Origin of the sequence: Capnocytophaga sp. oral taxon 903, from assembly GCF_013394785.1 — a bacterium.
Lineage (GTDB): Bacteria > Bacteroidota > Bacteroidia > Flavobacteriales > Flavobacteriaceae > Capnocytophaga > Capnocytophaga ochracea.
In genome coordinates this window covers 1-24,767 of the sequence record NZ_JABXYW010000002.1, presented here as the reverse complement: position 1 = coordinate 24,767, position 24,767 = coordinate 1, and the positions used below count along the sequence as shown (strand labels likewise).

The window sequence follows — 24,767 nt, the reverse complement described above, 5'->3', positions numbered from 1 at the left end:
CAATGAATAAGAATCAAGAAGAAGATATATTAGGAGATAACCATATAGCAACTTCGGCAGTTACACCACTTAGAGCAGATGCTTTTCAGATGAGTGAAACCGAAAAGATAGCAGAAATAGAAACTCACGTACGTGCCATTTTGCATACTTTGGGAATGGATTTAACCGATGATAGTTTGAAAGGCACTCCCAGACGTGTAGCTAAGATGTTTGTAAAAGAGATTTTTGGAGGTTTATTACCAGAGCACAAACCTTCGATGTCTACTTTCGAGAACTCTTACCATTATGGTGAGATGTTGGTAGAGAAGAATATTGTAGTGTATTCCACTTGTGAACACCACTTGTTACCTATTGTGGGGCGTGCTCACGTGGGCTATATTTCTAACGGTAAAGTGTTAGGGCTTTCGAAGATGAATCGTATTGTAGAGTACTATGCGAAACGTCCACAAGTGCAGGAACGCCTTACGATGCAAATAGTACAAGAGATGCAACGCGCTCTCGGTACCGAAGATGTGGCTTGTATTATAGATGCCAAACACCTATGTGTGAACTCTCGCGGTATAGAAGATATTGATAGCAGTACGGTTACTGCTGAGTTTGGTGGTAAATTTAAAGACCCTGAGGTAAGAAAGGAGTTCTTAGAATATATAAAATTAGACACGAGATTCCATTAAACTAATGTAAGTTTGATGTAAGGAGGTGATGTTGTGCCTCAGAACGCTGTAGCACGGCAGGTAATAGAAAATAATATTTGTTATATTGAGCAGATGTTAATTAAAAAAATATAATACCCCTAAAAGTTTAGATACTTTTAGGGGTATTTTTTATGAATAAAGATTTTAGGTGCGATCCGCACGGGCGGGGAAAATTAGAGAATTTGGAAATGAGGAAATTAGAGAATTAGGAAATGAGGAAATGAGGAAATGGGGAAATGAGGAAATGGGGAAATGAGGAAATGGGGAAATGAGGAAATGGGGAAATGAGGAAATGGGAAAATGAGCAAATGGGGAAATGAGGGTATGGGTTTGCTTGGAGTTCTAGGAGAGGCTCGGAGAGATGTTGAGAATCTTTGGAGGTGAGATAGCCAAAAGGATTAATATATTAGGGGAAACGTTACTATTAGAATGCAAAGTGAAAAAAAACGTAAAAAAACTTGCATTATTCAAAAATAGTTCTGACCTTTGCGGTCATATAACCAAAACCTGTTGGACAATGCTAAAGTATCTTATCTTCTTTTTAGGTACCCTTAGTATCTATGCTCAAAAAGAGTACTGTTTTCAGTACGACAGCGCGGGTAACCAGCGCAGTGCGCTTTTGTGCCTCAACGGCAAAGACGACGCTACCGATGAGGAGCTCTTTGACGAACTGCCTGAGGCTTTGAAATCTTCAGAGACTGATAATTCTTCTAAAATTACTCTGCAAGGAGCCCCTAACCCTGTAACTGATAACTTGGCGGTGTATTGGCATCACAGTGAAAATGGAGTGCTGACGCAACTTGTTGTGTTTTCGGTAGACGGCAAGATGATGTATAGGACAGATCAAATTCCTGCGAATGAGCCTTTTCACATCAATGTATCGACTTGGTCGGTGGGGTATTACTTTTTGGTAGCTACGTTTTCTGACGGCAGTAGGAAGGTATTTAAGGTGGTGAAACAATGATATTAATGGTTAATGATTAATGGTTAATGATTAATGGTTAATGATTAATGGTTAATGATTAATGGTTAATGATTAATGATTAATGGTTAATATTAAGTTATAAACGATTAGACATATGAAAAAGTTGTTATTATTACTATCTGTTTGTTATACTCTTGGCAGTGTAGCTCAAGAGAGTTATCCTTTGCAGGCTATTGAACGCACTTCATTTTACGCAGAGCCTGTTGACCCTCCTACTGAAACGGCACTTCCTTCGGGGAATATAGCAGCACGAGATGGCGGAGGTAATACTGTGGGCTTGACTACGGGTGAACTGAGTGTATCAGGCACAGGAGCTGCAGTGTATACCGTGCCTATTGCGGTGCCTCAAGGGATTAAGGGCGTTGCTCCTACCTTGGCACTGACCTACAACAGCCAGAGTGGTAACGGCATTGCAGGTTACGGTTGGCACTTAGCGGGGCTTTCGGTGATAAGCAGAGTAGGAAGCACGATGTATCACAATGGTAAAATTACCGAAGTAAACCTTACGGAAACAGACCAGTTTGCTTTGGACGGACAGCGATTGATACTGAAAGAAGGCAAGCACGGCGAGAGTGGAGCGGTGTACCAGACTGAAACTTTCTCGCAAGTACGTATTAAGGCAGTGGGCAAGAGCAAGAACGCAGCTTTTGGTCCTGATTACTTTGAGGTACTTTACCCTGATGGCTCTAAGGCGTATTATGGCAAGGAAAACAATAGCCAATCACCTATGGAGTATGCGATAAGTTCTTGGGAGAATGCGCAAGGGGTAAGGATAGAATATTTTTATACAATAGAAAATAATTATCTTCGTATTAAGCATATTGAATACGGTAATAATGCAAAGATTGAATTTAATTATGACGACCGTACACGTCCTGAAGTAGCATACGTAGGAGGTCTAAAATTTATAAATGGAAAAATATTATCAACTATTAATGTAACTGATAATAATATTCCTTATAGAAACTATGAACTTAAATATAATACTACTAGTTTACACTATGATCGCCTAGCTTTTATAACAGAAAGTTTAAATGGAGAGAAATATGCCCCTTTAGCGTTTGTCTATACTGTTTCAAGTAAAGATTTTCCAGAGATTTCTTCGAGTTATAACACTACTAATTTAGAAAATATTATCAATACAACATGGAATGTTGTAACTTTAGATCTTAATGGGGATAATTACTCTGATTTTATCACTTATCACACCACGGGTACTGATGCTTATAAAAAACTTTTCTTCTTTGATGATTTTAGAAAAAATAACACTACTATAAATGGACAGGAAGCTTATATTCCTCAATTTGGAGAACTTTTTCCAGCACAGTTGCTCACAGAAAGTGGTTCATTACATAATGGACAAGACTTTATAACTACACAGCAAACATTGGATAAAGTAATTTTCAAAATTTATAGATATAAGAAAGAGGAAAAGAAAATATCTTTTCTATTTTCAAAAGAATGGGAACTTCCAACTTATTGGAATGAAGAACAATTTTGTGATAATTTTAATCGTTTGCGCCCTAATATTCCTCCTACGAAGAAAGATCTTATAAATAAGGAGAACAAAATTGTATCAGGTGATTTTAATGGAGATGGACTTACAGATATAATAGTAATTGAACACCCTATTAAGTTATGTACTTCTCGTATAGAAAGAAAACCCGGATGGGATGGCCCCCTTTGTACTTGTAATTATGATGAGGTAATGGGAGGGATATATTGGATTGATATAGATAAAACAAAAAATGATTATATCAAGCGAGTAGGGCAGTTATATATTCCCAAAAGTGATTTAGTATGGACTGCGGATACAAATGGGAATGGGAAAACAGATCTTATTTTCATAGTGAAAGGGGGTATTTTTGTATATGAAATGAATGATTCTTATCAGTTGCAGTTATTATATAAACATAGAAGTACTAATATTTTTACAGATACACAACGCCCTATAATGGGTGATTTTAATGGAGATGGTAAAATAGATTTTTTACTTCCTACAGCTGATGAAAGTTCTGTTTTTGAAATACTTTATAATAAAGGGAAGGGAGATTTTTTTGAATCTACTGTCAAAGATATTGGTATAACTTTTAGGAAATCAATTACTATAAATAGAGGAAAATACTTACTCCATTATAATTATACTTACATTCCAATAGATATTAATAATGATGGAAAAACGGATATTGTAGAGTATTATTCAGAACTTGACCAAGATTATGGGGGTTCTTTGACAATGATCGTTCCATAACATTATATACGAATCAACAAAACAAACAACATTTCTATTTTGATAAAAGTCAGACAAAACAATTAGGGGAAAGTAGACATAGTTATCTTATATTTTCAAATATAGATGAGCGTAATAGAGTAATGGATATCTCTTTATTTTCAACTAATAGAATAGAAACATTTCAGTTACAAGAAAATAATAGAGAAGATATGTTATTAAGAAAAATTCATAAAGGAGGAATAAAAGAGGTTATTTCTTATCAACCTATTGCATCTTCTTTTCTTAACGACCAATACTTACCTTCTGTTTATATAACTAAAAAAGAAAGTGAGACTTATCCATTCTTAGCTATTACTAATATGCGCTCTGTAAATTTAGTTTCTAAATTGGAACGAAGAGGAATTGTAAAAAAGACAGAACGATATTTTAGTTACTCTAATGCAATAACTCATCTTGGGGGATTAGGGTTTTTAGGATTTTCTGAAATAAAAAGTACAGACTGGATTAATAAAGATGCTGAAAGAATACTTTTTTCATATAAAGAAATGAATCCTCATTTAAGAGGGGCTATATTGAGAGAATATATCAAAGAAAGTAGAGATTTTATTACTGATAAAGATAGTAATAATATCCAAACAACTACCTACCAATATACTGATGCCCTCAGTCCTAACAAGGTCTTTAAACTACAACTTACCCAGCAGACTACCGAAGATAAACTTTCGGGACTGACCACTACCAATAATTTTAGTTATGATGCGGACGGTAACCTCACGGAACAACGCACCCAAACGGACGGCTATAGCCAAAGTACACACATAAGCTATTTGCCAAAGAGTGAGAGTCCGTATTTTTCAGGCTTACCTCAACAGAAAGAGACGACCACCACCTTGGCAGGCGATAGTTTTAGCACCGCTGAAACTTTTGCTTATGACAAAGGCTTGCTCACTACCCATAAAACCAAAGGTAATGGTACGGGTTGGCGCACTACTTCTTATGGTTATGACGAGTACGGCAACGTAACTGAACAAACTGCCACCGCTGAAGACGGACAACAACGCACCGAACGCTATACCTATGACCCAAGCCACCGTTTTGTAACGGCTCATACCGATCACGAAGGACAGGTAACCAAGTTTAGCTATAACGATAGAGGTCTGCTGGAAAGCGAAACGACACCACTGGGACAAAGTACTCTTTATGCCTATGACCTTTGGGGCAGACCTACCCAAACCACGAATTTCTTAGGCAAGAAAACCACGATGCGCTATAGCTTTGACGGAGGTATTTTTAAGAACATTACCGAAAACGAAGAAGGCGCTTACAGTGCAGAGAGCTATAATACTTTAGGCTGGTTGTTAGAAAAAGAAAGTAACGATGCTTTTAACAACCACTATGCGGTTAGCTACGAGTACGACGGTATAGGGCAACAAGTAGCTGTAAGCACACCTCACCTTGCAGGAGGTGCTTTTCAAAAGGTGAAGAGGACAGAATACGATGTGTATGGGCGACCTACCACTATTACGAGTCCCGAAGGTAAAATAACCCGCTTTACCTACGATAAACTCAAAACAACCGTTGATGACGGACAGCAACAAGTGATAAGCACTCGCGATGCCCAAGGTAATATTATAGAACACCAAGATACGGGGGGTACTGTGCGCTATACCTACTTTGCCAACGGTAGCCTAAAAACAGCCGACTATGGAGGTGCCATACAAAAGATAACCCAAGACGGCTGGGGACGCAAAACAAGTCTCACTGACCCCTCAGCAGGGCGCTACACCTATCAATATGACACGTGGGGCAACCTCACTGAAGAGACGACCCCTAAGGGTAAGACCACCTTTAGCTATGCACAAGGTACCGACCGGCTGAGTGAAAAACATATTACGGGTGAGTATACCGATATGCGCATACGCTACACCTATAACGCTGACAAACTGCTTACCCAAATAGACAACCAAAATAAAGACGGCAATAACGACAGTTACCGCTATGAGTATAACGGACTCAAACAATTGGTTCAAACTACCGAAACCAACCCCCAAGCGGTATTTACTAAAAACTACACGTACGACAGCTTTGGACGTGTGCAACAAGAAACCACTACCGCCCAAACGGCAGGCAAACGTGTGAGCAGTGCCGTGCAATACCGCTATGAGAATGGGGATTTGGTAGAAATGAAAACACCAAGCGGAGCAACCCTCTGGAAACTGAGCGCAAGCAACGAATACGGACAACCGCTGAGCCTTTACAAAGGGAAGACCCAAGAGCATTTGCAGTACAACAGTCATTTCCCTAAAATGCAAACTGTACAACGGGAAGATACTCCGCTAAATGTATTGCAATACGATTTTAATACGCAAAGAGGACTGCTGAATCATCGCACTTATAGTTTTTATAACCAAAAGGAAGAATTTGCGTATGACCCCACCGACCGCCTCACCCGCTGGGGCAATGCCACCCACCAATACGACGAACGCGGTCGCATTACCGAAAATAGCGCGATGGGCACCTACGAATATACGCGCAATGGCTACCAACAGCAAAAGCTCACCACCAACGAAGCAGGCGAAACCTATTTAGAAAAATACCCGCTACCCACTGTAAGGTATAACGCTTTCAAAGCCCCAGAGCAGATATACGTAAAGGATAAAGAGCGAATAAGCTATGAATATAACGCTTTTGGCGAACGTTCACACTGCTATTATGGCAATGCCGAAGTAGAAAAAGCCAAACGCCCAATGCTAAAACACTACAGCCACGACGGTAGTGTAGAGATAGTATGTAACAAGACCGATAACAGCACCAAGTTTGTATTTTACTTAGGCGGTGATGCCTATAGTGCCCCTGCGATACTCATTTCGGATGGTGAAGCCCAAAAACTCTATTACTTACACCGCGACTATCTCGGAAGCATTGTAATGCTCACTGATGAGAACGGCAATATAGCTGAAAGACGCCATTTTGACCCTTGGGGACAACCTATAAAAGTAGAAGACGGCGCAGGCAATTCCTTAGACAAACTCACCCTATTAGATAGAGGCTTTACAGGGCACGAACACCTGCAAACCGTAGGCTTGATACATATGAACGGGCGGTTGTACGACCCTGCACTACACCGTTTCTTACAACCCGATAACTACGTACAAGACCCTTTTAATACCCAGAATTTTAATAGATATGGGTACTGCTTGAATAACCCGCTGGTGTATGTGGATGAGAATGGGGAGTTCTTTTGGGCTGCTGTTGTTATTGGAGCTATTATAGGTGCTTCTAGTTATGCTATGAGTGCTGCTTTTCATAATTCTTGGTCTTGGAAAGATTTTGGTCTATCGGTTTTAGGAGGTGCTGTAGGAGGTGCTATTACGGGAGCTTTAGGATCAACAGCAGTGCTGACGGCTGAATCTATTGCCAATGGTATAGCTACAGGAGCAGCCTCTTCAATGTTACCAAGTGTTAGTTTTCCTATAGGAGATTGGAATATAAGTTTATCTATGGCTGTAGCTTTTGGCAACGCTTCGGGTATAGGAGCAAATTTTGCAGTAGGCTATAACGATGGTAATTGGGGCTTTTCAGCAGGAGTAGGAATAATGGCATATAATAATTATTATGGGTTTGGCAAAAATGCTATAGAAGTACGCAATTCTATAATGGCCTCTTGGGATGATGGTACTACCGGAGTTAGTTTAGGCACTAATGCTTGGTCAGGTGATTTTTCACAAAGAACAGGGATGATAGGATTTAGAAGTGGGGATTTTAGAATGATGTATGAAAATGATGGGGGAGCAGGGATTAAACATCTCAGATTAGGAGATCGAGGAGATAGTTATAGAACTGCAGCTTTGAATGTATCTGTTGGAGAATTTTCTGCTGGATTTAATTTGTTTACAGGATATAGAGATTTACAATATGAAAAGGATCACGGATTATCAGATAGTAATGGGCATTTTCCTAGGGTTGAGGGGAAGACTTCTTTTGGACGAAAATATCCACGAGGATTTGTTGTTGAAACAGGAGAATCATATAGATTAGGAAGTTTAACATTGGGCTATGGTAATTATCATATAGGAGTAAATAGTGAAAAGGTAAGGCACGCTATACAAGATAGGGCAATACACGGAATAATAAAAGACGCTGGGTTTACAAACTGTTCTTGGAAATGGGATAACTATTTCCAATATAGAACACAAAATGGGTTTACATCATGGTAAAAAAGATAATTTATAGCTTATTTGTGATAACTATATACAGTTGTTCTGTTTTTGATGGTCATAATAATTATGGTAAAAATTGTTGTGATGAATCTACATATCATATAATAGACACTACAGCTATTTACGTACAGACTGATAATATAAGCTCAAATATAATTGCATTAAAATTTTATAAGGAAGGTAGAGTTGTATTACTTTATAATCTATCTCACAAAGATAAGGCAGAAGGCAAATATTGTATTAATAAGCGGCAATGTAGAATGAAAATTTTCTATAAACACCCACAAGGGAATTTTTGGTCAAGAAAAGAATTAACTATTAGAGGAGATACAATTTTAAGTCACACTTTACCAAGTGCACAAGGAAGAGGTAGCTATGATAAATATGTAAAAGAGGCACGATATATAAGATAGATTTATTTACAACAATGGATTTAAAACGCAATCTTGGGAGTGGAAAGGTTATTTTCAGCATAGGACACGAAATGGATTTAGATCATGGTAAGAAAGGTTTTCTATATATTATTTTTCGTCTCAGTATTGGCAAATACTTTTTCTTGCCAAATGATGAATAGAAGTAGATATAAAAATTGTAATGATATAATCATTACAGAAAATATTTTTTCTTTGATAGATACTACTCAAATTTATAATATTGAGCATTTAAATACTGGTTATAATAGTGGTTTTTGTAAATTTTCTTCCACAGGAAAAATTCAATTTCTTTTCTTAGATAATGAAAATAGGTATAAAAATACTCCTAAAAAGTATGAAAGAGGGAGTTATTATATAGGAAATAGATTTTTAATCTTGAAAACATTTGTAAAATACCCACAAGGAGGAATAAGAACGAAGAAAATCCTTACAGCTGTGTGTGATGGAGTTCTATATTTTAGGTATGAAGATGAGTGCGAAAAGAGTATAAGGTTAACTCCTATCACTGCAAAATATAATCAACAATAGTTTTTCACCAAAATAGGAAGCCTTTTATCAGTACAGAACTTATAATCCTTTTACATCATGGTAAAAAGAAGAGTATACATATTATTTTTTTTGTTTATTTTAGCAGGGTTCTTTTCTTGTAAGATGAGTTGGTATTACAATATGAATTATGATAAAAATTGTAATGACATAGTTATCAATGAAAACATATTTTCAGTGATAGATACAACTCAAATCTATAATATAAATTATATAAAAACAGGGTACGATCGTGTTTTTTGTAAATTCTCTTCTTCAGGGACAATTCAATACCTTTTCTTGGACAATAATGGGAAGTATAAGAATATTCCTAAAAAATATCGTAGAGGAAACTATTATGTACAGAAAGGGAGATTAATCTTAAATGTGTATATAAAATTTCCGCAAGGAGGAGGAAAAACAAAAGAAATTCTTTTAGAAGAATATAATGGTATTCTTTATTTTAGGAATAATAATGAGTGCGAAAAGAGTATAAGGTTAACTCCTATCAATGCAAAATACAATCAACAATAGTTTTTATACAAAATTGGAAACCTTTTTATCAGTACAGAACTTATAATCCTTTTACATCATGGTAAGAAAAATCATCATATTATTAATTTTATTTCTTTCTACTACTGCTTGTTGGTATATAGGGAAGACAAGTGAATATGGCTTACCAAGACGAAAAATAAGACCTTTACCTGAAAATACTGATTATAGCAAAATAGATACAATGGCATTGTATAAATCAGAAGTAGTTTACTTATATACGACTTCTTTATGTGGTACAAAACCCAAAAACATTCGTATTATTGAAAAAGAAGGAGAAGAAAAAGGAGTTTCTATAGGAAACTTTATAAATATAAACATTAATGGTAAAATAGAAGGTGATTTTACGGAATATGTGCTAACTCACCCCTTATTTATGCACGAATACGGACATTATATAGATAGTCAAAGAATGGGGTTGACCTATCTAATAAATGTAGGGATACCAAGTATTTTTAGTGCAATGAGTGATGAAAAAGAAGATGGAATTTATAAGCATAACTATAGATGGTATGAGATGAATGCTAATAAAAATGCTAATAAATATTTCAATAAACATTATGGAAATAGAGTAAATTGGAGTTTATATGAACCTCCTTTTGATAAATATCCAACTAAAAAACCTAAAAAGAAAAAAATATGAGAACAGTATATATTATATTTATATTTTTGTTACTCTTTAGTTGTGAGTGGCCTTATATGGATAGAATAGATCCTTTGTATATCAAAAATCAAAGCAATTGTGCAATAAGTATTTATCCAGCAAGAAGAGATTTTGATTTTGTATATCCAGATACATCAATTACTTTATTGAAAAATCATAGAGTATTAAAATTTAACCAGTCAACTAATTTTGCTTCTGCTGATTGGAAAGAAGAAATAGAGTTTCTCCCTAAAGATACTTTATCAATTTTTATTTTTAGTACTGATACCTTAAATAAATATAGCTGGGAAGAGGTACGGAGAGATTATAAAATACTAAAACGTTATGACTTAAGTTATGAAGATTGTGTACGTTTAAATTTTATAGTTCCTTATCCCCCTACTCGTGCAATGTCACAAATGAAGATGTACCCTAAATATGGGAAGTAAAACAGGTAGGTATGCACGAATACGGACACTATATTGATAGCCAAAGAATGGGATTGACCTATCTAATAAATATAGGATTACCAAGTCTTATCAGTGCGGGAACTTCGGAAGAAATAGATGGAGAACCGAAGGGAGTAGATACACATAGTTTTAGATGGTATGAAATGAATGCTAATAAAAATGTAGAAAGGTATTTTAATAAGCACTATGGAAATAGAGTGATTTGGAATGAAAGAGATTATCCAAGATATAAAAGATAAAATGATACAGAAAAATAATATTAAAAAACTAATTTTGACTTATGTTCTTCTATTTTTAGGATGTGAGCTTGCAATGGATACTATTTATCCTCTTTATATTTATAATAAAACTAATAATCAATATATAGCATATTACATCACAGCAGGAGGAAAATATGGCTCATTCTATCCAGATACATTATTGCCTAATAGTAATATATATAATAGAAGAATTGATCCTCAAAAATATTTTTCTACAGATAGCCGGAGAAAATGGAGAGATATTTTTAAAGAGCTACCTAAAGATACCTTATCTATATTTATTTTTAGTTCAGATACTTTAAATAAATATAGTTGGGAAGAGGTGCGTAGAGATTATAAAATACTAAAACGTTATGATTTAAGTATTCAAGATTTAGAACTTTTGAATTATAAGGTGTATTATCCTCCTACCCCTGCAATGTCACGAATGAAAATGTATCCTAAATATGAGAGGTAAAAGCTATACTCATCTCAAATAGTGAAACCCAAAAACTCTATTACTTATATAGAGATTATTTAGGCTCTATAGTAATGCTCACCGATGAGGACGGCAATATAGCTGAAAGAAGACACTTTGATGCTTGGGGACAACCCATAAAAGTAGAAGACAGCGCAGGCAACACCTTAGACAAACTCACTCTGTTGACCGTGGCTTTACAGGACACGAACACCTACAAACGGTAGGACTTATCCATATGAACGGACGGTTGTACGACCCTGCGTTACACCATTTCTTACAACCCGATAACTATGTACAAGACCCTTTTAATACCCAAAACTTTAATAGGTATGGGTATTGCTTGAACAACCCACTGGTGTATGTGGATGAGAATGGGGAGTTTCTATTAGGAACTATCTTTACGCATATGTGGGAAACAGTTGAAAATGTTTTTACTCACGGAGTTAATTTTCATCATTATAGTTATGAAAAAACGGAAAGAGCGTGGGAAATAGACAAAGGTATGTTTACAGGTGATTTTGGGCAGATATTGAACAAGTGGACTTGGGGAGCTGTAAATACGCTTGCAGGTAACTTCTTAGGACAAGAACTTAACCGTTGGGGATTTGTTGATAATGTTACTCATTTAGATGGTGCTGTAGCGTTGAGTGGCGTAAATTCAGAAGGGAGAGCATTTACTATTGGAAACTATATTTTTGGACCGGATAATTTTAAAGCTGATTGGAAAGACCATTTATTTGTGCACGAATATGGACATTATATACAAAGTCAATATTTTGGTGCTTTATATTTGCCTATTATAGCCACCACAAGTTTAGCAAGTACTCAAAAAATAGGAGGTTCAGATCATAGTACACGTTGGTTTGAGGTACAAGCCAGCAAAATGGGAGCAGAGCATTTTGATAGATTATATGGCTCTGGCGCAAAAGGATATAAGAAAGGAAGTTCTGACTTTTTTGATAAGGAATCTTTTGTGAATGGAAAATGGTCTCCCTACATAAATCCAAGATTAGGATCTTCTTACCAAGGACGTAAAGGGAATCCTATTGATGGAGCTCGTTTTACCGGTTGGGATGTAGCAGTTCCTATTTTAACCCCTATTGTAATTAGTACAGTATTAAAATTAGTATTTTAGATATGGAAAAGACATTGTTAATAATTATATGTATACTATTTTTAGGTTGTCCCTTTAAGAATGATAAATTAGGAGAGTTTTACATATTTAATAATTCTTCTGAACGGATATATTTTCAAGGAAGTAATACTGAATATTTAACATCTTCAATTTATTTATATCCTGAATTATTTATAGAAAGTAAATCTAGAGGAGATAAAGTGTCTGTATATGAAGATGAAAAGAATTGTAGATTTATATTTTTTATATGGAAGGAATCTACTATAAAACGTTACTCTTGGAAAGAAATACAGCAAAATAATATCTATGATAAGAAATATAGTTTGACACTAGACGACTTTCGCAAGATGAATTGGATAATTGTGTATGAATAGAAAAATCTTAAAATTAAAAAATGTTTATAAAAAAAATTTTTTCAATTGGGTTAATTCTTTTGTTGTTTATAGAGTGTGTAGAAAATACTATAGATAAAGAAGTATTAGGAAAACTTTTAATTGTTAATAATTTTTCCGAAGGAATATACCTACAAATAAGGGCTACAGATAAGGAATTAAATGTAGTAAATTTTGCTTCTGTTTATAAGAACAACTACTTGAGACCTAATCATACAGAGAATAGCACAAAAATTCGTCAGAGTGACTTCTTAAATAAAAATTATAAATATGTGATTTTTATTTGGAAAGCTTCTACTATTGAGCGATATTCTTGGCAGGAATTAAGTCAGAATAATATTTATGATAGAAAATATGTCCTAAGTTTAAGAGATATTCGAGATATGAACTGGCAAATAGTATATGATGGCAATTAGAAATTTAGGTAATTTCTACATAGATGAAAACCGAACTTTTATGGGAGGGCTTTTACAAGATATTAGCAGGCATACTTGGGAGCACCCACAAACTTCTATAGGCACTAATTATTCTCAGTTTATGAATATGAGTAACGAAGTGGATAGAGTAGAATACTTAGGAGGCACTACTTTTTCTATTAACGAAGAAAGTGAAGGAAGTGATTATGGAATTACAATAGGAAGTTTTATAAAAATGAGAATTAATGGTAAAATAGAAGGTGATTTTACGGAATATGTGTTAACTCACCCCTTATTTATGCACGAATACGGACACTATATTGATAGCCAAAGAATGGGATTGACCTATCTAATAAATGTAGGGATACCAAGTCTCGCTACGGCTAATAGTTCAACTCATAAAGAGGATTGGTATGAGATGAATGCTAATAAAAACGCTGAAAGGTATTTTAGAAAACATTATGGAAATAGAGTAATTTGGGATGATAATAAATATCCAAGAAAAAGAAAAAAATAATTTATAGAGAAATATGTTATGAAAAAAATAATTACACTAATATTATCTTTAACCTATTTACAATGCGACAAATTTTATGACTTAGAAATTCATAATAACACTGATAAAACAATTAATATTTATTTTGCCGATGGAGAAACATATTATCCTGATACACTACTTCCACAGACAAATATAAAGATTAAAGGAGGCTAAACTAAATAAAACTCATTACGAAACAAGTATGGTTCAATGGGGTGAAATTTTAAAGAAATTACCTAAAGATACCCTTTCTATATTTATTTTTAGTTCAGATACTTTAAATAAATATAGCTGGGAAGAGGTGCGTAGAGATTATAAAATACTAAAGCGTTATGACTTAAGTTATGAAGATTGTGTACGTTTAAATTTTATAGTTCCTTATCCCCCTACTCCTGAAATGTCACGAATGAAGATGTACCCTAAATATGGGAGGTAAGGGTTGTACAACGCCTTTGGCGAACGTTTGCACTGCTATTACGGCAATGCAGAAGTAGAGAAAGCCAAACGGCTATATAACTAATCAAAAAGATATAATACCCCTAAAAGTTTAGATACTTTTAGGGGTATTTTTTATGAATAAAGATTTTAGGAGAGAGAAAGGTAAAGAATAGTAGTTTAAATATTGAATTTTAAAAGTTTATAGATGAAATAAGGGACTATTTTTTAGCTGTGAAATAGAAAGATATTATACGTAAATTTGATATATTGAGTTAAAAAAAAGGAGTAGATTATTTTATATCAAAAATAAATTTGTATATTTGCACCTAATTTAATAAAACTAACTAATATTATTTAGATATGTCAAACGACATCCGCATTCGAAAAGGGTTAGACATACACTTGGAAGGCGAAGCTGATAAGACTACACAACAGCTTCCGCTTACCTCTTTGTATGGTATTAAACCCATTGATTTTCATGGTGTTATTCCTAAGCTGTTACTGCGCGAGGGTAATGAAGTGAAAGCAGGTGAAGCACTATTCTTTTCAAAGAGTGATGAGCGTATTTTGTTCCCTTCTCCGGTAAGTGGTACCATTAAGGAGATTGTACGAGGTGAGCGTCGTAAAGTGTTGGAAATACACATTGCGCCCAGTCAAGAACAAACCTTCAAAGACTATGGGAAGAAAGACGTAGAAGAGATGCAGGGCGAAGACATCAAGGCACACCTCCTTTCATCAGGTTGCTGGCCTTTTATCAAACAACGCCCTTATGACGTGATTGCCAATCCCGACGGGAAGCCTAAGGCTATCTTTGTGTCGGCTTGCAAAACCAATCCGCTCGCTCCTGATTACGACTATGTGCTCAAAGGAAAAGAGCAAGCACTACAAACTGCTCTTACTGCCTTAGCTAAACTCACCACAGGGAAAATACACGTGTCTGTTTTCAAAGACAGCTCGTTGTCGCCTTTCCGTAACCTTAAGGGCATAGTGGTGCACGATGTGTCAGGACCTCACCCAGCAGGGAACGTTAGCACACAAATTGCCCAAATCAGTCCGATAAACAAAGGTGAAGTGGTATGGGTAGTAACGCCTCAAGACTTGGTGGTGATAGGAGAACTTTTCTTAACAGGTAAAGTAAACCTCACTCGTACAGTAGCTCTTACAGGTTCACGCATTGAGAAGCCTCACTACGTTACAGCCCTTGCTGGCGCTCAGATAAGTGGGGTAGTAAGTAACCAAGTAAAGGACGTGGTTGCTACTCGTATTATCAGCGGTGATGTGCTTACTGGTACTAAGGTGAGTGAAACAGGCTTCTTAGGTTTTTACGACGACCAAATTACAGCAATTCCGGAAGGAAATGACTATGATTTGTTCGGTTGGGCAAAACCAGTAGCCAACAAGATTTCGCTTACACGTTCGCTTACTTTCTCGTGGTTGAACCCTAAGAAAAAGTACGACCTCAATACCAATACCAATGGTGAACAACGCGCTTTTGTGGTAACAGGTATGTACGAAGAGGTTTTCCCGTTGGATATTTATCCGATGCAACTCCTCAAAGCCTGCTTGTATAAGGATTTGGACGAGTTGGAAAACTTAGGAGCTTACGAAGTAGCACCAGAAGATTTTGCACTTACTGAATTTGTATGTGTATCTAAACAACCACATCAGCAAATTATCAGAGATGGACTTGATTTAATGATGGCGGAATTAGGTTAATTCATATAAAAGTAAGTAAACAGTTTTAAATAATTGAAATATGTCTAATTATTACAAACCTTCAGGGAAGTTTTCACCTATATCATTTGTGTATTTCATATTAGTATGTACAGTAGCATTGCCTATATTAGCAACCATCTATGCGTACTTAATATGGTATATTCCAATTATATATCTTAACTTCTTAGTAACATTTGGTTTTGGTTTTGCTATAGCCATTACTGTTGGTTATTTAGTAGTTAGATTGGGTAAAGTACGTAATTATGGCTTAGCTATTTTGTTTGCTCTCATAGCATCACTTGTTGCTTATTATCTTCAATGGGTAGTATGGGCTGATTTGGCTATTAATACGAGTGAAGTGTATGGTAATAAGCAAATAGGTGTAGCCGTAAGTAATGTGCAAATTGAACAATTGCTGTACTTATTAGGGCATCCATCAGACCTTTTTGGATTGATAGGACTTATTAATGAAGAAGGGACGTGGGCTATAAAAGGGAATACTGTGAGTGGAGTTTTCCTTACTATTATTTGGATAATTGAATTCTTAGTAATTGTGATTATGGGAATAGTTGCCTCTGTAGGTAGAGCTAAAGAGCCTTTTAACGAGCTTGCAGATGAGTGGTTTAAAGAAGAAGAATTACCTGCTTTTTCTTATATAGAAAATGTAAGTGACTTTAAACAACAAGCAGAACAAGGTAATTGGGAACAACTTTCTACAGTTATTCAAAGAGGTGATAAAGGAACTAACCATAGTGTTTTTACTTTGTATACCTCGGCTAATGAGTATTATCTTTCAGTTTCTAACGCTACAGCAAAAAAGAATAAGAAAGATAAGATAGAGTTTGATACCGAAGATTTTATAAAATATCTCAGTATTGATAAAACTGTTTATGACTTATTGAAAAGTAAAATCTAAACATTATGGCACGTCCGCAATCTAAATTAGGGCTTGTAGTATCAGCAGAAAGAAATTACAATGAATTGATTTCTTTGATTGATACTATTCCCGAAGACAAACGAGAAAAGGAGTTTCCTAAGGGAACAATGAATCGAAATCTCCGAGATGTACTCGGGCATTTATATCATTGGCATTTGCTTTTTTTATCTTGGTATGAGGAAGGAATGAAAGGAGGTAAACCTAAAATACCCAAAGAGGGTTATACTATGAAAGACACTCCTAAATTAAATCGAGAGATATGGAAGAGTTGCCAAAAGGTACCGTTTTCTAAAATGTTTTCTCTGTTTAAAGATTCACATAGTAAGGTTTTTCATATTATAGAAAGTCATACTGATGAGGAACTTTTTACAAAGAAAAGATATCCTTGGACAAAGACGACTTCGTTAGGTTCTTATTTAGTTTCGGCAACATCAAGTCATTACGATTGGGCTTTAAAACTAATTCGTAAATCAATAAAAAAGAATAATTACTTATCATCAAGAAAATGAGTTTAAAAAGTAAATTAAATACATTAAAAGAAAAGTATAAAGGAACGAAGATGGAGACGACTTTCAACGCGCTCCACACTTTCCTCTATACGCCTAATGAGGTAACCCACGGAGGTACCCATATTAAGGCTGTTGACGACTTAAAACGAACAATGACTATGGTGGTTTTAGCACTGATTCCTTGTTTGATTTTTGGTATTTTCAATACAGGTTACCAGCACGAAGTGGCTTTTGGTCACTTAACACACCCCGCTGAAGGCTTAGCTTTTTGTAGTGGAGATTTTTGGAATTGGACAAACTTTAGTATTGGTTTTATAAAAGTACTTCCTCTTGTAGTAGTGTCGTACGTAGTAGGGTTGGGCATTGAGTTTATCTTTGCTACCATTCGTGGTCACGAAGTAGAGGAAGGATACTTGGTAACCGGTATGTTGGTGCCACTTATCGTTCCAGTAGATATTCCTCTTTGGATGCTTGCTGTAGCAGTAGCTTTTGGAGTAATCATCGGTAAAGAGGTATTCGGGGGTACAGGTATGAATATCTTAAACCCTGCACTTACCATTCGCGCCTTCTTATTCTTTGCTTATCCTACTTCAATGACAGGGGATAAAGTATGGGTAACAGGTGTATTAGATCGTTCTAAAGAAATTGCTTCTGGAGCAAACTTAGATGCGGTTTCAGGCGAAACCATCTTGGGTAACTTGGCACAAGGACACCCTATTCACTACACCGATTCTGACCTTCTTTTCGGGTTTATCCCAGGTTCAGTAGGTGAAACTTCTACTATCATTATCCTCTTAGCAGGTTTATTCCTCATCTATACTAAAATTGCTTCTTGGCGTGTGATGGTTAGTATGTTTATAGGAGCTTGGGTAATGGGCGCTATCTTCAATGCTTTAGCACCAAGTATGGTAGGTACTCAGTTCTACACTATTTGGAGTGTACCAGCTTATCAACACTTGCTCATTGGAGGTTTGGCTTTCGGAGCTGTATTTATGGCTACCGACCCAGTTACAGCAGCACAAACGAATACTGGTAAGTATATCTACGGGTTTTTAGCAGGTTTCATTGCTATTGCTATCCGTTGCTTCAACCCTGCTTATCCTGAAGGGGTAATGCTCGCTATCCTATTAATGAACGTATTGGCTCCTACTATCGACCACTTCGTAGTACAAGCTAATGTATCTCGTCGTAAAAAACGTTTAAAAACAGTTACTAAAACCGCATAAATTATGGCAGTAAAAACAGAAAGTAATTCGTATACAGTGATTTTCGCCATTATAATGGTGGTAATCGTAGGAGCTTTGCTCGCTGGTATTTCGTCAGCATTGAGCAGCGATATCAGTAACAATAAAAAGTTAGAAAAGAAACAGAACATCCTCTATGCTATGGGTGTAAATCACAACCAAGGTGAGCTCGGAGGTGGTAAAGTAGAGTTTCTTTCTACAACTGATGCTGAAAAAGAGTTCCCTAACTATGTGAAAGAACAATACCTTATCAAAGGGAATACCGCTGAAAAAGTAGAAGGTGCTAACGACCTTATCAACTTTAACGGTCATCGCGAAGGTTTGCCTCTTTATGTAGGTGAAAAAGATGGAACTACCCTCTACATCATTCCCGTAAACGGACGTGGTTTGTGGGATGCTATTTGGGGATATATAGCCGTAGATAAAGACCTTATCGTACGTGGCGTTTTCTTTGACCACAAGGGAGAAACTGCTGGTTTGGGAGCTAATATCAAAGAACGTTTCTTTATGGACGACTTTATTGGGGAACACCTCTTAGATGCTGCTGGTAATTTCCAAAGCATTCAAATTTCAAAAAGCAATGGTGACCCTGAAAACAAACGTAAAGAAGATGGAAAAATAGATGCTATTGCAGGTGCTACCCTTACTGGTAATGGAGTGCAAGCAATGATACGCGATGGCATAGAGCCTTATATATCCTATATTAAAAGTTTAAACAAATAAGAGACTATGGGACTATCAAAAAAAGATACAAAATTAGTAACCGACCCTCTATGGGATAACAACCCCGTAACGGTACAAGTATTAGGAATTTGTTCAGCTTTAGCGATTACAGCGCAATTGAGAGCCGCTATTGTAATGAGTCTTTCTTTTACCTTTGTACTTGTAATGGGTAACGTAACCATTTCTTTACTTAGAAATGTAATACCACCTAAAATCCGTATCATCGCCCAGCTAATTGTAGCAGCTGCTTTGGTAATCGTGGTGGACTTTGTGCTGAAAGCCTATGTGTACGACCTTAGCAAACAGCTATCGGTATATGTAGGGCTTATCATCACTAACTGTATTTTGATGGGACGCTTTGAGGCGTTTGCCTTAGGAAATCCTCCAGGAAAATCGTTCTTAGATGCTATTGGTAATGCAGGTGGTTATTCTATCGCTTTGCTTATCGTCGCCTTCTTCCGTGAACTATTAGGTTCAGGCACTTTGCTCGGTTTCCAAGTATTAGGAGACCCTATTAAGAAAACAGGTGTATATGCTTGGGGCTATGAAAACAACGGTTTTATGTTGTTAGCGCCTATGGCATTAGTAACTTACGGTATAGTAGTGTGGGTACAACGTTCACGTAATAAAGCTTTGATAGAAGACAGTCATTAATCATTTAAAAAGAAAACAAAATGTTAGAATATTTAACACTGATTTTTAAATCGGTATTCGTAGAGAATATGATTTTCGCTACCTTCTTAGGTATGTGTTCGTACTTGGCTGTATCTAAAAAAGTATCTACTGCCATAGGCTTAGGAGCTGCTGTTATTTTTGTACAGACTCTTACCGTACCTATGAACTACTTGTTGAACCAGTATATCCTCAAAGAAGGTGCTTTAGCTTGGTTAGGTCCAGAGTATGCTAATTATGATTTGAGCTTCCTTACCTATATCTTGTTCATTGCCACTGTAGCTACGATGGTGCAGTTGGTAGAGATTATTGTAGAGAAGTTTTCTCCATCGTTATATAACTCGTTGGGTATTTTCTTGCCTTTGATAGCCGTAAACTGTGCTATCTTGGGAGGGTCACTCTTTATGCAATCACGTGAGGAAACTATTCACTCTTTTGGTCTTTCAGTAGCCTACGGGTTCAGTTCAGGATTGGGATGGGCTATCGCTATCTTAGCGTTGGCAGCTATCCGTGAGAAAATACGTTATTCACACGTACCTGCACCCTTGCGTGGCTTGGGTATCACCTTTATCACTACAGGGCTTATGGCTATCGGCTTTATGAGTTTTGGAGGTATGCTTACAGGTGGTAGCAGCAAAAAGGAAGCTAAAGAAGCTCCTAAACAAGAGACTACTATCCAACAAGAAGTTAAAACTGATAAATTAGCTCATAACACAAAAGATTTAAGCAATGATATTAGCAAGTGAAATATTAACAACTATTACGGTAACGGTAATAGGATTATTGGTAATAATCCTGCTGTTAGTAGCTATTTTGCTTTACGTAAAACAGAAACTAACCCCATCGGGACCTGTGAAAATTACAATTAATAAAGACAAAGTAATTGAAGTGCCTATCGGCGGTTCATTGCTTTCTACTTTGGGTAACGAGAAGATTTTCTTGCCATCAGCTTGTGGTGGTAAGGGGTCTTGTTTACAATGTAAATGCCACGTGTATGAGGGAGGAGGAGAGGCTCTTCCTACAGAAACGCCTCACTTTACAAAGAAGGAACTCAAAGAAGGTATGCGTTTAGCTTGCCAAGTGAAAGTAAAACAAGATATGCAAATAGGCGTACCAGAACAAGTGTTTGGTATCAAGAAATGGGAAGCTACTGTAGTGAGCAACTATAATGTGGCTTCGTTTATTAAAGAGTTTGTGGTAGAACTCCCAGAGGATATGGACTACAAACCAGGAGGATACATTCAGATTGAAATTCCTGCTTGTGAAGTGAAATATTCCGATATTGACATCACTGCACACCCTAAAGAACACCCAGGAGAGCCTGATAAGTTCAGAATGGAGTGGGATAAGTTTAAGTTATGGCCTCTTGTAATGAAGAATCCAGAACCGGCAGAGCGTGCTTACTCTATGGCTTCCTATCCAGCAGAGGGACGCCGTATAATGTTGAATGTGCGTATCGCTACGCCTCCTTTTGATAGAGCTAAAGGAGGATGGATGGACGTAAATCCTGGGGTAGCTTCTTCTTATATCTTCTCACGTAAACCAGGTGACAAGGTAACCATCTCAGGACCTTATGGCGAGTTCTTCATCAATGATTCTAACGCTGAGATGTTATATGTAGGAGGAGGAGCTGGTATGGCGCCTATGCGTTCGCACTTGTATCACCTTTTTAAAACCTTAAAAACTAATAGGAAAGTTACTTATTGGTACGGAGGTCGTTCAAAACGCGAGTTGTTCTATGTAGAACATTTCCGTGAATTGGAGCGCGAGTTTCCTAACTTTAGATTCTTTATTGTACTTTCTGAACCACTACCTGAAGACAACTGGAAAGTGAAGAAAGATATTAATGATCCTGAAGGCGATGGCTTCTTAGGATTTGTTCACAACGCTGTAATTGAACAGTATTTGAGCAAACACGAAGCTCCAGAAGATATAGAATTGTACTTCTGCGGTCCTCCAATGATGAACAAAGCCGTTCAGAAAATGGGACAAGACTTTGGTATGCCTGATGAAAACATTCGTTTCGACGACTTTGGTGGTTAATAACTACCTACATTATACAAAAATCCGACTTAGCGATAAGTCGGATTTTTGTATTGATAAGGAAATGAGAGAAAAAACTAATAACGTCGATAATGTCAATAATGCCAGAATAAGGTATGCTTAGCTTATAGAAAACTTATATAAAAGACGGTGCGAGCCGCACGGGCAGATAGAGAAAAGACGAACAAAAGACGAACAAAAGACGAACAAAAGACGAACAAAAGACGGTGCGAGCCACACGGGCAAATGAACAATGAACGAAGGAATGACGAAAGATAAACAGAGTGAGCTTCGCAGACAGAAGAAGAATAAACAAAGAAAAGATGATTAAAAGTTCTACTTTTAATCATCTTTTTTGCTTGTGGAGAAGATGGGGCTCGAACCCACGACCTTTTGGCTGCCAGCCAAACGCTCTAGCCAACTGAGCTACATCCCCGTTTGCAAGCGCAAAGGTAAAATATTTTTTCTAATTACCAAACCTATTTGCGAAAAAAGTTATACTTTTGCCATAAATTTATAATAACAATGACTGATAGATTGCAAGGTTCGTTGTATACGAAAATAGATAAAAAACTGGCTGTTACTACTTTTGGACATCCTAATGCGAATTCCTTTCCTTTGGAGTTGCTAAACAGACTTACTAAAGAAATTGATGCGCTTTCTGAAAATGAAGAAGTGAGCATTATACTTCTCAAAAGTGAAGGTGATAGAGCTTTTTGTGCAGGAGCTTCTTTTGACGAGCTTTTAGCTGTTACCAACGAAGAAGAAGGGAAACGATTCTTTGAGGGCTTTGCGCATCTTTTTTGGCGATGCGTCGCTGTAAAAAACTTATTATTGGGCGCGCTCAAGGCAAGGCTGTTGGCGGAGGAGTGGGCTTACTCGCTACCTTAGACTATGTGTTTGCTACCGAAACAGCGAGTATCAAGCTATCGGAACTTTCACTGGGCATAGGTCCTTTTGTGATTGCTCCTGCAATCTTACGTAAAGCTGGACAAGCAACGCTCAACGAGCTTTTTATGGCTCCTGACCAATGGAAAAGTGCTTATTGGGCTCAACAGAAAGGGTTGATTGCTCGCGTGTTCGAAAATACAAAAGATATGGACGAAGCGATAGACCATTTTATAGATACGCTTCTGAAATCCAACCCAGTAGCTTTGTCAGAAATGAAACGCATCACTTGGCAACACACTGAGCATTGGGAACAAGAGCTCATAAATAATGCAGCTATTTCAGGAAAATTAGTACTTTCAGAGCAAACAAGATTAATGTTAGAAAAATTGAAGAATAAATGAAAACAGAAGAAACCGTTTTACAAATCAACCTTACCGCCTTAGAAAAAAACGTTCTTTACTTAAAAAGCCGACTCAAACCCACAACTTTGTTTTTGGGAGTGGTAAAAGCTTTCTCTTATGGGAATAATTCGGTGCCTATAGCTTTACATTTGGAAAAGAAAGGATTGGCGAATTACTTTGCAGTTGCCTACACTTCCGAAGGTAAAGCTTTGAGAGAAGCAGGTATTACACTTCCTATATTGGTGTTACACCCACAACCTATTAATTTTGATGATATTGTAAAATATAAATTAGAACCGACATTATATTCACAGCGTATTACAAAGCTATTTTTGGAGTATGCTGAGAAACACCATTTGGTAAAATATCCTGTGCATCTTAAATGTAACACAGGGCTTAATCGCTTGGGATTTGATTTAAATGAAATAGACCAAGAGCTTGCTTTGTTAAAAAATAATACTACGGTGACAGTGAAAACGGCTTATTCTCATTTAGCGGCTTCAGAGGATATGAATGAGAAAGAGTTTACTGAAAATCAGATTAAGACTTTTATTGCTTTTCAAGAAAAGATAAATAAAACTTTCTCTCATAAAGTAATTTACCACCAGTGTAATACTTCAGGTATACTGAATTATGCCCACGCTCAGTTTGATATGGTGCGTTGTGGTATAGGAATGTACGGCTTTGCCAATGACGCTCAGCTACAACAATATCTTACGCCTATTATGACTCTCAAAAGTGTTATCTCACAAATACACACTTTGCAAGTAGGTGATAGTTTAGGCTATAATCGAGGTTACATTGCTGACCATATTACTAAAACAGCCACTATACCAGTAGGTCACGCTGATGGAATCAACCGTATTTACGGTAAGGGGAAAGGCTTTGTATTTATCAATGGGAAGAAGGCGCCTATTATAGGTAATGTGTGTATGGATATGATATTGGTAGACGTTACTAATATCCCTTGTGAAGAGGGAGGAGAGGTAATTGTATTTGATAAAGACCATACAGCTGAGACATTAGCTGAATCGGCAGGGACAATTTCGTATGAACTTATTACCTCTATGGCGCACAGAATCAAGAGAGTATATATAGAAGAGTGAAAAGTGTAAAAAATAATACCTAAAAAATTTTGGTATATAAAAAAAAGGTTGTACTTTTGCACCCAGAAATCGCGGGATAGAGCAGTAGGTAGCTCGTCGGGCTCATAACCCGAAGGTCACTGGTTCGAG

The 24,767-nt window shown here is 36.6% G+C and carries 25 protein-coding genes, 1 tRNA gene and 2 pseudogenes; 27 read left to right on the top strand and 1 reads right to left on the bottom strand.

Annotated elements, in window-relative coordinates:
* Nucleotides 1-2 precede the first annotated feature (2 nt).
* The 25 genes and pseudogenes from folE (at nt 3) to HW279_RS10895 (ending at nt 22,519) form a co-directional block, all read left to right on the top strand.
* The gene (gene folE / locus HW279_RS00155) at nt 3-674 is read left to right on the top strand and encodes a GTP cyclohydrolase I FolE (protein WP_002672777.1); all 672 of its coding nucleotides are present in this window, start codon (nt 3-5) and stop codon (nt 672-674) included.
* Between the two features lie 538 nt (nt 675-1,212).
* Nucleotides 1,213-1,659: a T9SS type A sorting domain-containing protein gene (locus tag HW279_RS00150; RefSeq protein ID WP_041546880.1), complete on the top strand. Its 447-nt coding sequence runs from the start codon at nt 1,213-1,215 to the stop codon at nt 1,657-1,659.
* 115 nt (nt 1,660-1,774) lie between these two features.
* Complete coding sequence (locus tag HW279_RS10855) at nt 1,775-3,931, top strand: FG-GAP repeat domain-containing protein (RefSeq protein ID WP_218975863.1); 2,157 nt, start codon at nt 1,775-1,777, stop codon at nt 3,929-3,931.
* A 191-nt stretch (nt 3,932-4,122) separates the two neighbouring features.
* Complete coding sequence (locus HW279_RS10850; protein ID WP_218975862.1) at nt 4,123-8,130, top strand: polymorphic toxin type 23 domain-containing protein; 4,008 nt, start codon at nt 4,123-4,125, stop codon at nt 8,128-8,130.
* Nucleotides 8,124-8,546: a hypothetical protein gene (locus tag HW279_RS00140; RefSeq protein WP_178957507.1), complete on the top strand. Its 423-nt coding sequence runs from the start codon at nt 8,124-8,126 to the stop codon at nt 8,544-8,546. Before HW279_RS10850 ends, HW279_RS00140 begins: the two co-directional genes overlap by 7 nt.
* Before the next feature lie 150 nt (nt 8,547-8,696).
* Nucleotides 8,697-9,095, top strand: coding sequence for a hypothetical protein (locus tag HW279_RS00135; RefSeq protein WP_178957506.1), 399 nt, complete (start codon nt 8,697-8,699; stop codon nt 9,093-9,095).
* 141 nt (nt 9,096-9,236) lie between these two features.
* Nucleotides 9,237-9,626, top strand: a complete 390-nt coding sequence (locus HW279_RS00130) for a hypothetical protein (RefSeq protein WP_178957505.1) — start codon at nt 9,237-9,239, stop codon at nt 9,624-9,626.
* 58 nt (nt 9,627-9,684) lie between these two features.
* Entirely contained in the window at nt 9,685-10,287 is a 603-nt protein-coding gene (locus HW279_RS10905; protein WP_255495740.1) for a hypothetical protein, read from the top strand.
* Nucleotides 10,284-10,736: a hypothetical protein gene (locus tag HW279_RS00120; protein ID WP_178957504.1), complete on the top strand. Its 453-nt coding sequence runs from the start codon at nt 10,284-10,286 to the stop codon at nt 10,734-10,736. The genes HW279_RS10905 and HW279_RS00120 overlap by 4 nt, the downstream gene beginning before the upstream one ends.
* 11 nt (nt 10,737-10,747) lie before the next feature.
* Nucleotides 10,748-10,996 (top strand): hypothetical protein, encoded by a 249-nt coding sequence (locus tag HW279_RS00115; RefSeq protein ID WP_178957503.1) that lies wholly within the window; start codon nt 10,748-10,750, stop codon nt 10,994-10,996.
* Complete coding sequence (locus HW279_RS00110) at nt 10,965-11,474, top strand: hypothetical protein (RefSeq protein WP_255495739.1); 510 nt, start codon at nt 10,965-10,967, stop codon at nt 11,472-11,474. Before HW279_RS00115 ends, HW279_RS00110 begins: the two co-directional genes overlap by 32 nt.
* A gap of 2 nt (nt 11,475-11,476) precedes the next feature.
* Nucleotides 11,477-12,612 (top strand): annotated as a pseudogene (locus tag HW279_RS00105) (RHS repeat domain-containing protein); the annotation flags it as partial.
* Between the two features lie 2 nt (nt 12,613-12,614).
* Entirely contained in the window at nt 12,615-12,986 is a 372-nt protein-coding gene (locus tag HW279_RS00100) for a hypothetical protein (RefSeq protein WP_178957502.1), read from the top strand.
* Between the two features lie 20 nt (nt 12,987-13,006).
* The gene (locus HW279_RS00095; protein WP_178957501.1) at nt 13,007-13,420 is read left to right on the top strand and encodes a hypothetical protein; all 414 of its coding nucleotides are present in this window, start codon (nt 13,007-13,009) and stop codon (nt 13,418-13,420) included.
* Complete coding sequence (locus HW279_RS00090; protein WP_255495736.1) at nt 13,407-13,937, top strand: hypothetical protein; 531 nt, start codon at nt 13,407-13,409, stop codon at nt 13,935-13,937. Before HW279_RS00095 ends, HW279_RS00090 begins: the two co-directional genes overlap by 14 nt.
* Nucleotides 13,938-14,160: 223 nt before the next feature.
* On the top strand, nt 14,161-14,394 hold the full coding sequence (locus HW279_RS00085) for a hypothetical protein (RefSeq protein ID WP_178957500.1): 234 nt from the start codon (nt 14,161-14,163) through the stop codon (nt 14,392-14,394).
* A 362-nt stretch (nt 14,395-14,756) separates the two neighbouring features.
* Nucleotides 14,757-16,112, top strand: coding sequence for a Na(+)-translocating NADH-quinone reductase subunit A (locus tag HW279_RS00080; protein ID WP_178957499.1), 1,356 nt, complete (start codon nt 14,757-14,759; stop codon nt 16,110-16,112).
* Nucleotides 16,113-16,152: 40 nt separating this feature from the next.
* On the top strand, nt 16,153-17,028 hold the full coding sequence (locus HW279_RS00075) for a hypothetical protein (protein WP_178957498.1): 876 nt from the start codon (nt 16,153-16,155) through the stop codon (nt 17,026-17,028).
* Nucleotides 17,029-17,033: 5 nt separating this feature from the next.
* A complete protein-coding gene (locus HW279_RS00070) occupies nt 17,034-17,558 on the top strand; it encodes a ClbS/DfsB family four-helix bundle protein (RefSeq protein ID WP_009410217.1) in 525 nt (174 codons plus the stop codon).
* Nucleotides 17,555-18,784 (top strand): NADH:ubiquinone reductase (Na(+)-transporting) subunit B, encoded by a 1,230-nt coding sequence (locus HW279_RS00065; RefSeq protein ID WP_178957497.1) that lies wholly within the window; start codon nt 17,555-17,557, stop codon nt 18,782-18,784. The genes HW279_RS00070 and HW279_RS00065 overlap by 4 nt, the downstream gene beginning before the upstream one ends.
* A 3-nt stretch (nt 18,785-18,787) precedes the next feature.
* Nucleotides 18,788-19,525, top strand: coding sequence for a Na(+)-translocating NADH-quinone reductase subunit C (locus tag HW279_RS00060; protein ID WP_009420361.1), 738 nt, complete (start codon nt 18,788-18,790; stop codon nt 19,523-19,525).
* 6 nt (nt 19,526-19,531) lie between these two features.
* Nucleotides 19,532-20,179: an NADH:ubiquinone reductase (Na(+)-transporting) subunit D gene (locus HW279_RS00055; protein WP_009410220.1), complete on the top strand. Its 648-nt coding sequence runs from the start codon at nt 19,532-19,534 to the stop codon at nt 20,177-20,179.
* 20 nt (nt 20,180-20,199) lie between these two features.
* A complete protein-coding gene (gene nqrE / locus HW279_RS00050) occupies nt 20,200-20,943 on the top strand; it encodes an NADH:ubiquinone reductase (Na(+)-transporting) subunit E (RefSeq protein WP_009410221.1) in 744 nt (247 codons plus the stop codon).
* Nucleotides 20,927-22,240, top strand: a complete 1,314-nt coding sequence (nqrF, locus tag HW279_RS00045; RefSeq protein ID WP_009410222.1) for an NADH:ubiquinone reductase (Na(+)-transporting) subunit F — start codon at nt 20,927-20,929, stop codon at nt 22,238-22,240. Before nqrE ends, nqrF begins: the two co-directional genes overlap by 17 nt.
* Nucleotides 22,241-22,390: 150 nt before the next feature.
* Nucleotides 22,391-22,519: a hypothetical protein gene (locus tag HW279_RS10895; protein ID WP_255495735.1), complete on the top strand. Its 129-nt coding sequence runs from the start codon at nt 22,391-22,393 to the stop codon at nt 22,517-22,519.
* 83 nt (nt 22,520-22,602) lie between these two features.
* Here HW279_RS10895 and HW279_RS00040 read toward each other — a convergent pair.
* A tRNA-Ala gene (locus HW279_RS00040) sits at nt 22,603-22,676 on the bottom strand.
* An 89-nt stretch (nt 22,677-22,765) separates the two neighbouring features.
* On the opposite strand from HW279_RS00040, the pseudogene HW279_RS00035 reads away from it, so the two are divergent.
* A pseudogene (locus tag HW279_RS00035) lies at nt 22,766-23,532 on the top strand (enoyl-CoA hydratase/isomerase family protein).
* The gene (alr, locus tag HW279_RS00030) at nt 23,529-24,638 is read left to right on the top strand and encodes an alanine racemase (RefSeq protein WP_178957496.1); all 1,110 of its coding nucleotides are present in this window, start codon (nt 23,529-23,531) and stop codon (nt 24,636-24,638) included. Before HW279_RS00035 ends, alr begins: the two are co-directional and overlap by 4 nt.
* Nucleotides 24,639-24,767 lie beyond the last annotated feature (129 nt).

Bases quoted from the DNA above. Each gene is read 5' to 3' on its own strand.
- folE (WP_002672777.1), top strand. From the start codon at position 3: ATGAATAAGAATCAAGAAGAAGATATATTAGGAGATAACCATATAGCA.
- HW279_RS00150 (WP_041546880.1), top strand. From the start codon at position 1,213: ATGCTAAAGTATCTTATCTTCTTTTTAGGTACCCTTAGTATCTATGCT.
- HW279_RS10855 (WP_218975863.1), top strand. From the start codon at position 1,775: ATGAAAAAGTTGTTATTATTACTATCTGTTTGTTATACTCTTGGCAGT.
- HW279_RS10850 (WP_218975862.1), top strand. From the start codon at position 4,123: ATGTTATTAAGAAAAATTCATAAAGGAGGAATAAAAGAGGTTATTTCT.
- HW279_RS00140 (WP_178957507.1), top strand. From the start codon at position 8,124: ATGGTAAAAAAGATAATTTATAGCTTATTTGTGATAACTATATACAGT.
- HW279_RS00135 (WP_178957506.1), top strand. From the start codon at position 8,697: ATGATGAATAGAAGTAGATATAAAAATTGTAATGATATAATCATTACA.
- HW279_RS00130 (WP_178957505.1), top strand. From the start codon at position 9,237: ATGAATTATGATAAAAATTGTAATGACATAGTTATCAATGAAAACATA.
- HW279_RS10905 (WP_255495740.1), top strand. From the start codon at position 9,685: ATGGTAAGAAAAATCATCATATTATTAATTTTATTTCTTTCTACTACT.
- HW279_RS00120 (WP_178957504.1), top strand. From the start codon at position 10,284: ATGAGAACAGTATATATTATATTTATATTTTTGTTACTCTTTAGTTGT.
- HW279_RS00115 (WP_178957503.1), top strand. From the start codon at position 10,748: ATGCACGAATACGGACACTATATTGATAGCCAAAGAATGGGATTGACC.
- HW279_RS00110 (WP_255495739.1), top strand. From the start codon at position 10,965: ATGAAAGAGATTATCCAAGATATAAAAGATAAAATGATACAGAAAAAT.
- HW279_RS00100 (WP_178957502.1), top strand. From the start codon at position 12,615: ATGGAAAAGACATTGTTAATAATTATATGTATACTATTTTTAGGTTGT.
- HW279_RS00095 (WP_178957501.1), top strand. From the start codon at position 13,007: ATGTTTATAAAAAAAATTTTTTCAATTGGGTTAATTCTTTTGTTGTTT.
- HW279_RS00090 (WP_255495736.1), top strand. From the start codon at position 13,407: ATGATGGCAATTAGAAATTTAGGTAATTTCTACATAGATGAAAACCGA.
- HW279_RS00085 (WP_178957500.1), top strand. From the start codon at position 14,161: ATGGTTCAATGGGGTGAAATTTTAAAGAAATTACCTAAAGATACCCTT.
- HW279_RS00080 (WP_178957499.1), top strand. From the start codon at position 14,757: ATGTCAAACGACATCCGCATTCGAAAAGGGTTAGACATACACTTGGAA.
- HW279_RS00075 (WP_178957498.1), top strand. From the start codon at position 16,153: ATGTCTAATTATTACAAACCTTCAGGGAAGTTTTCACCTATATCATTT.
- HW279_RS00070 (WP_009410217.1), top strand. From the start codon at position 17,034: ATGGCACGTCCGCAATCTAAATTAGGGCTTGTAGTATCAGCAGAAAGA.
- HW279_RS00065 (WP_178957497.1), top strand. From the start codon at position 17,555: ATGAGTTTAAAAAGTAAATTAAATACATTAAAAGAAAAGTATAAAGGA.
- HW279_RS00060 (WP_009420361.1), top strand. From the start codon at position 18,788: ATGGCAGTAAAAACAGAAAGTAATTCGTATACAGTGATTTTCGCCATT.
- HW279_RS00055 (WP_009410220.1), top strand. From the start codon at position 19,532: ATGGGACTATCAAAAAAAGATACAAAATTAGTAACCGACCCTCTATGG.
- nqrE (WP_009410221.1), top strand. From the start codon at position 20,200: ATGTTAGAATATTTAACACTGATTTTTAAATCGGTATTCGTAGAGAAT.
- nqrF (WP_009410222.1), top strand. From the start codon at position 20,927: ATGATATTAGCAAGTGAAATATTAACAACTATTACGGTAACGGTAATA.
- alr (WP_178957496.1), top strand. From the start codon at position 23,529: ATGAAAACAGAAGAAACCGTTTTACAAATCAACCTTACCGCCTTAGAA.